The organism is Pseudonocardia sp. (assembly GCF_025965585.1).
Lineage (GTDB): Bacteria > Actinomycetota > Actinomycetes > Mycobacteriales > Pseudonocardiaceae > Pseudonocardia.
In genome coordinates this window covers 21,333-30,699 of sequence record NZ_JAOPWR010000209.1, presented here as the reverse complement: position 1 = coordinate 30,699, position 9,367 = coordinate 21,333, and the positions used below count along the sequence as shown (strand labels likewise).

The window sequence follows — 9,367 nt, the reverse complement described above, 5'->3', positions numbered from 1 at the left end:
GCCGTCCACCCGGTCGACGTGACGGGCAGCGGCGGCACCGAGGCGGCCGCCCGGCGGGCCCGCTACGCCGCCCTGCGCGCCGCGCTCCCGCACCCGGACGCCGTGGTGCTGCTCGGCCACACCCTCGACGACCAGGCCGAGACGGTGCTGCTGGGGCTGGGCCGCGGCTCGGGGGCGCGGTCGCTGGCCGGCATGCGCACCTGGGACGCCCCGTGGCTGCGGCCGCTGCTCGGGGTGCGGCGCGCGGTCACGCGGGCCGCGTGCGCGGAGCTGGGTGTGCGGGTCTGGGACGACCCGCACAACGCCGATCCGCGGTTCACCAGGGTCCGGCTGCGCCACGAGGTGCTCCCCCTGCTGGAGGACGTGCTGTCCGGGGGTGTGGCGGCGGCGCTGGCCCGGACGGCGGCACAGCTGCGCGAGGACGTCGACGCGCTCGACGCGGTGGCCGCGGGGCTGCTGGGCACCGCCCGGGATGGCGACGACCTGGCCACCGCCGCGCTGCGCGGGACGCCGCCCGCCCTGCGCCGCCGCGTGCTGCGGGCGTGGCTCGCGGATCGGGGAGTGACTGGACTCACCGAGAAGCATCTCCGTTCGGCCGACGTTCTCGCAGCTCACGGACCTGATCGCGGTGGTGCCGCCCTACCGGGCGGGTTGGAGCTGGTCCGGACGCGTGGCAGGCTTTCCCTGCGCCCGGTCCGCTGGCCGCGGGGGTAGTCGAGGAGCCTGGAGGCACGCAGCCGTGTACGACGGTCACATCGCGTCGACGCTGGTCACCGAGCAGGCGATCCGCGACAAGACCGCGGAGCTGGCGCAGCAGATCGGCGCCGACTACGGCCCCGAGGGCTCGGGTGGCGCGTCGGACCTCCTGCTCGTGGGCGTCCTCAAGGGCGCGGTGATGTTCATGACCGATCTCGCCCGCGCCCTGCCGGTGCCGGTGCAGCTGGAGTTCATGGCCGTCAGCTCGTACGGCTCGTCCACCTCGTCGTCCGGGGTCGTGCGGATCCTCAAGGACCTCGACCGGGACATCGCCGGTCGCCACGTGCTCATTGTCGAGGACATCATCGACTCGGGCCTGACGCTGTCGTGGCTGCTCAAGAACCTGGAGTCGCGCTCCCCGGCGTCGCTCGAGGTCTGCACGCTGCTGCGCAAGCCGGACGCCGTGAAGGTCGACGTGCCCGTCAAGTACGTGGGCTTCGACATCCCCAACGAGTTCGTGGTGGGCTACGGCCTCGACTACGCCGAGCGCTACCGCGACCTGCCGTTCATCGGGACCCTGGACCCGAGCGTCTACGCCTGACGCGCGATCAGCTCGCCCCGAGAGGGGGCCCGGCCGGCGCGGCCAGCTGCTGCGGCGAGACGCCCGCGGGCGTGGGGTCGAACGGCTTCGTGCCCAGCACCAGCTCGACGTCGCCGAGCCCGCCGGCGGCGTTCGCGTACTGCAGCTCCCCGGCGATGTCGCCCACCCCGTTGCTCACCGGGAGCGGCGAGAGGTTGAGCGTGGAGAGCTGACCGACCGCGGCGCCCTTCGCGTCGAGGTAGGCGCTGCCCGAGTCGCCGGGGACGCCGGGGCTCAGCGTGTAGACGACGTGGCTGTGGCCGTTGCCGATGTCGCCCGCGCTCACGCCGACCTTCGGGCTGAGCGCGCTGATGCCCAGCCGCAGCGGCGAGTTGCCGTACGAGTAGACCTGCTCGCCCGGCGCGAGGCCGTCGCTGTCGATGCCCGTCGGGCCGCCGAAGAACGGGATGCTCGGGTTCACGTCGGGCACGTCGCCCGGTGCGATCTCGACGAGCGCGAGGTCGTTGTAGGCGCAGGTGTCGGGGTCGGACTCGCCGTCCGCCTGCATCGTGACCCACGAGCTGTAGACCATGGTGCCGGTGCGGTCCCGGCCGTCGGCGCCCTTGATCGTGACGGCCGCGCCGAGCGGGACCGTGCCGGAGTCGCAGCCGTTGGTCTCGGTGGACTGGCCGGTGCCGCCGCAGTGGGCCGCCTGGCCGAGGAACACGCGGTTGCCGCTGGTGAACACGAAGTTGGCGGTGCACGCGCCGCCGCCCGCGGTCTCGGTGAGCACGCCGGGGCGGATCGGTGCGGAGTCGGCGGGAGCCCAGCCGCCGGGAGCCTGCGCCGGAGCGGGGGCCGCCCGCAGGACCGTGGCCGCGGTGGCGGAGGGGGCGAACAGCGCTGCGATCCCGACCACCCCGACGGTGGCCGCGGCGGCCACCACCCCGCGAACCCTGAGCACCATCCGTGTCTCTCCCCCGAACCCGAACCCGTTCCTGCCCATCGGGAGGTCAACGACCCCGACGCGGGCGGGTTACCGCTCGCATCGCCCCCGACGCCCGATGGGTGCATCCTTGCGGGCGCCCCGGGAGACGGGAACACCGGTCCCCGGTCGATCGTTGAACCGTCACACGCCCCGGTTCGGGGCGTCCCGTCGGCGCCGTCACGCAGACCGGGCAGGGGACCGCTATCCTGGCGGACTCGGGGCCGGTCAGCGCGCTGAGCCCGCTGCCTGCCGTAACTCGTCTGGGAGGGTGAAGGCCGCACTCGGCCGAAGCTGCATGGACCGCAAGCGCCTGCTCCGTAACCCGCTGATCTGGATCCTCGCTGCGATCCTGGTCTACTTCACTTTCAGCGTTCTGTTCGACGACACCCGCGGCTACACGCAGGTCGACACGTCCGTGGCGCTCGCCCAGATCGACACCGGCAACGTCAAGAACGCGCTGGTGGAGGACACCAGCCAGCGGCTGCGACTGACGCTCAACACCGCCGTCGACGGCAGCACCCAGCTCATCACCCAGTACCCGGCCCAGCTGAGCGGCTCCATCGTCGACAAGCTGGAGGCGGCGCCCAACAAGCCCGCCTTCAACACCACGGTGCAGCGCGACTCGTTCCTCACGCAGATCCTGATCTTCATCATTCCGCTCGGCATCGTCCTGCTCATCCTGTTCTGGATGATGAACAACGCCCAGGGCGGCGGGAACCGGGTGATGTCGTTCGGCAAGTCGAAGGCCAAGCAGCTCAACAAGGACATGCCGAAGACCACCTTCGGTGATGTCGCGGGGGCCGACGAGGCCGTCGAGGAGCTGTTCGAGATCAAGGACTTCCTGCAGAACCCCGGGCGATATCAGGCCCTGGGCGCGAAGATCCCCAAGGGCGTCCTGCTCTACGGGCCTCCCGGCACCGGTAAGACGCTGCTCGCGCGCGCCGTCGCGGGTGAGGCGGGCGTGCCGTTCTACACGATCTCCGGCTCCGACTTCGTCGAGATGTTCGTCGGTGTCGGTGCGTCCCGCGTGCGCGACCTGTTCGAGCAGGCCAAGCAGAACTCCCCCTGCATCATCTTCGTCGACGAGATCGACGCGGTCGGCCGCCAGCGCGGCGCCGGCCTCGGCGGTGGCCACGACGAGCGCGAGCAGACGCTCAACCAGCTGCTCGTCGAGATGGACGGCTTCGACGCCCGCGGCGGCATCATCCTGATCGCGGCCACCAACCGCCCCGACATCCTCGACCCCGCGCTGCTGCGCCCCGGCCGCTTCGACCGGCAGATCCCGGTCGGTGTCCCCGACATGGCCGGCCGCCGCGCGGTCCTGGCCGTGCACTCCAAGGGCAAGCCGTTCGCCCCGGACGTCTCCTTCGAGGGGCTGGCCAAGCGCACGGTCGGGATGTCCGGCGCCGACCTGGCCAACGTCATCAACGAGGCCGCGCTGCTCACCGCACGTGAGAACGGCACGCTGATCACCGAGGCCGCTCTGGAGGAGTCGGTCGACCGTGTCGTCGGCGGGCCGCGCCGCAAGGGCAAGATCATCTCCGAGATGGAGAAGAAGATCACCGCCTACCACGAGGGCGGGCACGCGCTCGCCGCGTGGGCCATGCCCGACCTGGAGCCGGTCTACAAGCTCACGATCCTTCCGCGCGGCCGCACCGGTGGCCACGCGCTCGTCGTCCCCGAGGACGACAAGGGCCTGATGACCCGCTCGGAGATGATCGGCCGCCTGGTGTTCGCGATGGGCGGCCGCAGCGCGGAGGAGCTCGTGTTCCACGAGCCCACCACCGGTGCGTCGTCCGACATCGACCAGGCCACCAAGATCGCCCGCGCGATGGTCACCGAGTACGGCATGAGCGCCCGCCTCGGCGCGGTGCGCTACGGGCAGGAGCAGGGCGACCCGTTCCTGGGCCGCTCGATGGGTAACAAGGCCGACTACTCGCTCGAGGTCGCCCACGAGATCGACGAGGAGGTGCGCAAGCTCATCGAGGCGGCGCACACCGAGGCGTGGGAGATCCTCAACACCTACCGTGACGTCCTCGACGACCTGGTGTTCGAGCTGCTCCAGACGGAGACGCTCAACCGCAAGGACCTCGAGCGCATCTTCGACAAGGTCGAGAAGCGACCCCGCATCACGGCGTTCAACGACTTCGGCGGACGCACTCCGTCCGACAAGCCGCCGATCCTGACCCCGGCCGAGCAGGCCAAGGAGCGCGGCGAGCCCTGGCCGCCGCAGATCGAGCCCGTCCGCGAGCCCACCCCCGTCGGTTCCTACCCGGGTGGCACCAACGGCGTCCCCCAGCCGGGCCCCAACGGTGGTCCGGTCCCCGGGCCGAACGGCTACCCGGGCGCGCCCGGACAGCCGCCGTACCCGCAGGGCGGCTACCCGCAGCAGGCCACCCCGCCGCAGCAGAGCTGGGGCACCCCGGTGCCGCAGCCGGGGCAGCACCCGAACGCGGTGCCGCACAACTACGGCGCCCCGCCGGACTGGCGCCCCGCCACCACGCCCGGCGGGCAGAGCTGGCCGCCGGCAGGCCAGTGGCAGCAGCCGCAGCAGGGGTGGGCACCGCCCGCTCCGCAGCAGCCCGAGGGCAACGGACACCACCCCGAGGGCGCCCCGGACATGACCAAGCGCGAGAACGGCGCGGGTCCGACCGAGGACGGGTCGCGCTGAGCACCGTCATCCCCGGCGGAACGGCGGCACCCACGGCCAGCACGAACGGCCGTCCAGGGGTCGACCACGCCCGCGCGGAGGCGGCTGTGCGGGAACTGCTCATCGCGGTGGGCGAGGACCCCGACCGTGAGGGTCTGCGAGACACGCCGGCCCGGGTGGCCCGCGCGTACGAGGAGATCTTCGCCGGGCTCTACACCGAGCCCGACTCGGTGCTCGAGAAGACGTTCAACGAGCAGCACCAGGAGCTCGTGCTCGTCAAGGACATCCCGATCTTCAGCATGTGCGAGCACCACCTCGTGCCCTTCCACGGCATGGCGCACGTGGGTTACATCCCCGGCACGTCGGGCCAGGTCACGGGCCTGTCCAAGATCGCCCGTGTCGCGGACCTGTACGCCCGCCGTCCGCAGGTGCAGGAGCGGCTCACCGCCCAGATCGCCGACGCCCTCGTGCGCAAGCTCAACCCCCGCGGCGTCATCGTCGTGATCGAGGCCGAGCACCTGTGCATGGGCATGCGCGGCGTTCGCAAGCCCGGGTCGCGCACGTTCACGTCCGCGGTGCGGGGGCTCTTCCAGTCCTCCCCGACCTCCCGCGCCGAGGCGCTCTCGCTGATCCGGAGCGGGTGACGGCGGTGGCTGCCCGCACGAACCCGCCCGGACTGCCCCAGCCCGGGCGGTGCGTGGTGATGGGCGTCCTCAACATCACGCCAGACTCGTTCTCCGACGGTGGCCGCTACCTCGACCACGATCACGCCGTGGCCCACGGCATCGCGATGCACGCGGCCGGGGCGGACCTGGTCGACGTCGGTGGCGAGTCCACGCGTCCGGGGGCGGAGCGCGTAGACGCCGCGGTCGAGAGGGCGCGTGTGGTCCCGGTGATCCGGGATCTTGTGGCCGAGGGCGTGCGGGTCAGCGTCGACACCTCCCGTGCAGCCGTGGCCGAGGCGGCCGTGGAAGCCGGTGCGAGCCTGGTCAACGACGTCTCAGGCGGCCTCGCCGATCCGTCGATGGCGGCCGCGGTGGCCTCGGCACGGGTGCCGTGGATCCTCATGCACTGGCGCGGCCCGAGCGCCCACATGAACGAGCTCGCGGGCTACGAGGACGTGATCGGCGAGGTGCGGGCGGAGCTGGTGGCCCGCGTCGACGCGGCCGTGCTCGCCGGTGTCGACCCCGCGATGCTGGTGCTCGACCCCGGCCTGGGCTTCGCGAAGACCGCCGCGCACAACTGGGCGCTGCTGCGCCGCCTCGACGTACTGATCGCGCTGGGCTTCCCGGTGCTGGTCGGGGCCTCGCGCAAGCGGTTCCTGGGCGCGCTGCTCGCCGACGCCGACGGGACGCTGCGCACGGCCGCGGAGCGCGACACGGCCACGGCCGTGATCACCGGGCTGGTCGCGCACGCCGGTGCGTGGGGAGTCCGGGTGCACGACGTGCCCTCGTCGATGGACGCGGTGGCGGTGGCCACCGGTTGGCAGCTCGGAGCGTCGCGGGCCCGCACGGGCGGGCCGTGGTGGGGCGATCCACCCGTATGACCGGCGACGTGACCACTCCCGCGGAGGCGGCATCGTGACCGACAGGATCGAGCTGCGCGGGCTCAAGGTGCGCGGCCACCACGGGGTGTTCGAGCACGAGCGCCGCGACGGGCAGGACTTCGTCGTCGACGTGACGGTGTGGATGGACCTCGCGCCGGCCGCCGCGTCCGACGACCTCGCCGACACGCTGCACTACGGCGAGCTCGCCGAGCGGACGGCGGAGATCGTGGGCGGCAAACCCTACGACCTCATCGAGACCGTCGCAGCCAAGGTGGCCGAGGACGTCATGACCGACGCCCGCGTGCAGGCCGTCGAGGTGGTGCTCCACAAGCCGCAGGCCCCCATCCCGCTGGAGTTCGCCGACGTCGCCGTGGTGGCACGGCGCTCGCGGCGCAATGGCGGACGGGTCATCCCGGCATGAGCCGCGCCGTGCTGTCGCTCGGCTCCAACCTGGGCGACCGCGCCGCGCACCTGCGGGCGGCGGTAGCCGGGTTCGCCGACGTGCTGGTGGCCGTCTCGCCCGTCTACGAGACGGCGCCCTGGGGCGGCGTCGACCAGGACGACTTCCTCAACGCCGTCCTGGTCGTCGACGACGACGCCACCGACGCCTGGGGCTGGCTGCGCCGCGGCCAGGCGCTGGAGAACGCCTCAGGGCGCGTGCGCGAGGTCCACTGGGGTCCGCGCACCCTGGACGTGGACGTCGTGACCGTCGACGGGGTGCAGAGCGAGCACCCCGAGCTCCTGCTCCCGCACCCGGGCACGCCGAAGCGCGCCACCGTGCTGCGCCCGTGGCTGGACGTCGAGCCCGGCGCGGTCCTGCCCGGCCACGGCCCGGTGGTCGGCCTGCTGGCGGCGCTCGGCCCCGACGCCGAGCAGGGCATGCGCCGGCTCGACGACGTGGTGCTGCGGCCATGACCCCCACCCGGCCCCGCGACCTGCTGGTCGTCGCGCTGGTGGTGGCGGTGCTGGCGAACCTGGTGGTGCGGCTGAGCTTCGGGTCGCTCCCGGTGTTGCCGCTGTTCGGCGGCGTGACACTCGGCGTGCTCGGCGTGGCGGAGCTCATCGGCGGCAACGCGCTGAGGGCCCGGATCCGCCGCAGGCCCGGCACGCGTCCGGTGGAACCTCTGGTGGCGGCGCGGGCCGTCGTGCTCGCGAAGGCGTCGGCGGTGGGCGGTGCGGTCGTCGCGGGGGCCTGGGCCGGCCTGCTCGGGTACGTCGTCCCGCGCAGCCGGGACGTCACCGCGGCGGCGTCCGACACGGCGTCGGGCCTGGTCGGGCTGGTGTGCGCGCTCGTCCTGGTCGGAGGGGCGCTCTGGCTGGAGCACTGCTGCCGTGCCCCGGACGACGACGGCCCGGCCGCGCCCCGGACGTGACGGGCGGGGCGACCGTCGGCGCTCGCCCCGAGGCCGTGTCCCGTGGGTCGTCCAGCCGGTGTGTGACATGGACCCACGGGACACGGCCTAGGCTCTGACGCCATGGCGCAGCTGACGGGCGGGTGGGGACCGGGAGGCCGGACGGTGATGCTGCCCACCCAGAAACGGCAGCGCCGGGGCGTGCTGGGCCCGGTCATCGGGCTCGTGTTCCTCGGGATCTGCGGCCTCGTGGTGATCGGGCTCGTGGGCAGCAGCATCGGCGCGGGCGGCGTGATCGTCGGCGCGCTGTGCGCGCTGCTGCCCGTCGGGCCGGTGGTGGCCACGTTCCTGTGGGTCGACCGGTGGGAGCCGGAGCCGCCGCGGCTTCTGCTGTTCGCGTTCCTCTGGGGCGCGTGCTTCGCGGCGCTGTCGGCGCTGCTCATCAACTCGAGCGCCTCGCTGGTGGTCGACCAGCTCCTCGGCCGCGGCAGCGGCGACACGCTGGGCACCATCGCGATCGCGCCGCTCGTGGAGGAGGCGCTCAAGGGCGCGTTCCTCGTGGGGCTGCTGATCTTCCGGCGCCGCGAGTTCGACGGCATCATCGACGGCATCGTCTACGCGGGGCTGGTGGCGGCCGGGTTCGCTTTCACCGAGAACATCCTCTACTTCGGGCGCGCCTTCACCGAGGACTCCACGGGCGGGGCCAGCGGTGGGGTGCTCGCCGTGCTGGTGCTGCGCGGGCTGCTCTCGCCGTTCGCCCATCCGCTGTTCACGGCGATGACGGGCATCGGCGCCGGCATCGCGGCCAACAGCCGCAGCGTGCCGGTCCGGATCGTGTCGGTGCTGGTCGGCTACGTGTTCGCCGTGTTCCTGCACGCGCTGTGGAACTCCTCGGCGTCGCTGTTCGGGGGCAACGTCTTCCTCGGCGTGTACGGCTTCGTGATGCTCCCGCTGTTCGTCGGCATGATCGCGGTGGTGGTGTTCCAGCGGAAGCGCGAGCAGCGGATCGTCGCCGACCAGCTGCCCGGGTTCGCGCAGGCCGGCTGGATCGCGCCCAGCGAGATCACGCTGCTGTCGAGCCTGGCCGGGCGTCGCGGCTGGCGGGCGGCGGTCGGGCGGCGGTCGGGCAAGCCCGTGGCGAAGGCCGTAACCGACTACCAGGCGGCGGTCACGGAGCTCGCGTTCCTGCGGTCCCGCATGGCCCGCGGGTCCATCGGCGAGACGGGCATGTTCTGGCACGAGGAGGCGCTCGCCGAGCTCTTCCGCGCGCGGATGAAGGCCGTCGGCCATCCGGAGGCGCTCACGGTGGCGATGCGCCACCACGGGCCGCAGCCCAGTGGCTGGGTGCCACCGCCGCCCGGGCCCCCGCCGCGTGCTCCGCAGCCCCCGCCGCCCGGCCTGCCGCCGCAGAGCTGGCCGCCCCCGCGCTGATCGGGGGTGCCGTGGCGGTGAAGCCCGTCACGCGTCGTCGCTGCGGCCCGGCGTGGTGTCTAACCTGTGCTGGCGTCGCCGACGGGGGTGGCGTCATCGTCCGGTACCCGCACAGCGGGACTGG

At 73.0% G+C, this 9,367-nt stretch carries 10 protein-coding genes; 9 read left to right on the top strand and 1 reads right to left on the bottom strand.

Translation table 11 applies throughout. From position 1 onward, the window contains the following. Together JWR81_RS13905 and hpt are read left to right on the top strand one after the other, a co-directional pair. Positions 1 to 714, top strand: a 714-nt coding sequence (locus JWR81_RS13905) for a tRNA lysidine(34) synthetase TilS (protein ID WP_297651357.1), incomplete at its 5' end; no start/stop codon positions are given. Between the two features lie 25 nt (positions 715 to 739). Beyond that, positions 740 to 1,297 carry a hypoxanthine phosphoribosyltransferase gene (gene hpt, locus JWR81_RS13900; RefSeq protein ID WP_297651355.1) on the top strand — a complete coding sequence of 186 codons (558 nt, stop codon included), beginning with the start codon at positions 740 to 742 and terminating at the stop codon, positions 1,295 to 1,297. Positions 1,298 to 1,304: 7 nt separating this feature from the next. Here the strand turns inward: hpt and JWR81_RS13895 are convergent, their stop codons facing one another. Continuing rightward, positions 1,305 to 2,243, bottom strand: coding sequence for a serine protease (locus JWR81_RS13895; RefSeq protein WP_297651353.1), 939 nt, complete (start codon positions 2,241 to 2,243; stop codon positions 1,305 to 1,307). 316 nt (positions 2,244 to 2,559) lie between these two features. Between JWR81_RS13895 and ftsH the strand changes: the two genes are divergently transcribed. The 7 genes from ftsH to JWR81_RS13860 all read left to right on the top strand — a co-directional run bounded on the left by ftsH (position 2,560) and on the right by JWR81_RS13860 (position 9,243). Further along, positions 2,560 to 4,935, top strand: coding sequence for an ATP-dependent zinc metalloprotease FtsH (ftsH, locus tag JWR81_RS13890; RefSeq protein ID WP_297651351.1), 2,376 nt, complete (start codon positions 2,560 to 2,562; stop codon positions 4,933 to 4,935). An 8-nt stretch (positions 4,936 to 4,943) separates the two neighbouring features. Continuing rightward, complete coding sequence (gene folE / locus JWR81_RS13885) at positions 4,944 to 5,558, top strand: GTP cyclohydrolase I FolE (RefSeq protein WP_297651367.1); 615 nt, start codon at positions 4,944 to 4,946, stop codon at positions 5,556 to 5,558. A 59-nt stretch (positions 5,559 to 5,617) separates the two neighbouring features. Next, on the top strand, positions 5,618 to 6,460 hold the full coding sequence (gene folP / locus JWR81_RS13880; RefSeq protein WP_297651365.1) for a dihydropteroate synthase: 843 nt from the start codon (positions 5,618 to 5,620) through the stop codon (positions 6,458 to 6,460). 34 nt (positions 6,461 to 6,494) lie between these two features. Continuing rightward, positions 6,495 to 6,881 carry a dihydroneopterin aldolase gene (gene folB / locus JWR81_RS13875; RefSeq protein ID WP_297651347.1) on the top strand — a complete coding sequence of 129 codons (387 nt, stop codon included), beginning with the start codon at positions 6,495 to 6,497 and terminating at the stop codon, positions 6,879 to 6,881. Then, complete coding sequence (gene folK, locus JWR81_RS13870; protein ID WP_297651344.1) at positions 6,878 to 7,375, top strand: 2-amino-4-hydroxy-6-hydroxymethyldihydropteridine diphosphokinase; 498 nt, start codon at positions 6,878 to 6,880, stop codon at positions 7,373 to 7,375. The genes folB and folK overlap by 4 nt, the downstream gene beginning before the upstream one ends. Then, positions 7,372 to 7,833 carry a DUF3180 domain-containing protein gene (locus JWR81_RS13865; protein ID WP_297651342.1) on the top strand — a complete coding sequence of 154 codons (462 nt, stop codon included), beginning with the start codon at positions 7,372 to 7,374 and terminating at the stop codon, positions 7,831 to 7,833. Before folK ends, JWR81_RS13865 begins: the two co-directional genes overlap by 4 nt. A 102-nt stretch (positions 7,834 to 7,935) precedes the next feature. Continuing rightward, positions 7,936 to 9,243, top strand: a complete 1,308-nt coding sequence (locus tag JWR81_RS13860) for a PrsW family intramembrane metalloprotease (protein ID WP_297651340.1) — start codon at positions 7,936 to 7,938, stop codon at positions 9,241 to 9,243. Positions 9,244 to 9,367 lie beyond the last annotated feature (124 nt).

Coding starts and splice junctions, on each gene's coding strand:
- JWR81_RS13895 (WP_297651353.1), bottom strand. CDS start 2,243: ATGGTGCTCAGGGTTCGCGGGGTGGTGGCCGCCGCGGCCACCGTCGGG.
- ftsH (WP_297651351.1), top strand. CDS start 2,560: ATGGACCGCAAGCGCCTGCTCCGTAACCCGCTGATCTGGATCCTCGCT.
- folP (WP_297651365.1), top strand. CDS start 5,618: ATGGGCGTCCTCAACATCACGCCAGACTCGTTCTCCGACGGTGGCCGC.
- folK (WP_297651344.1), top strand. CDS start 6,878: ATGAGCCGCGCCGTGCTGTCGCTCGGCTCCAACCTGGGCGACCGCGCC.
- JWR81_RS13865 (WP_297651342.1), top strand. CDS start 7,372: ATGACCCCCACCCGGCCCCGCGACCTGCTGGTCGTCGCGCTGGTGGTG.
- JWR81_RS13860 (WP_297651340.1), top strand. CDS start 7,936: ATGGCGCAGCTGACGGGCGGGTGGGGACCGGGAGGCCGGACGGTGATG.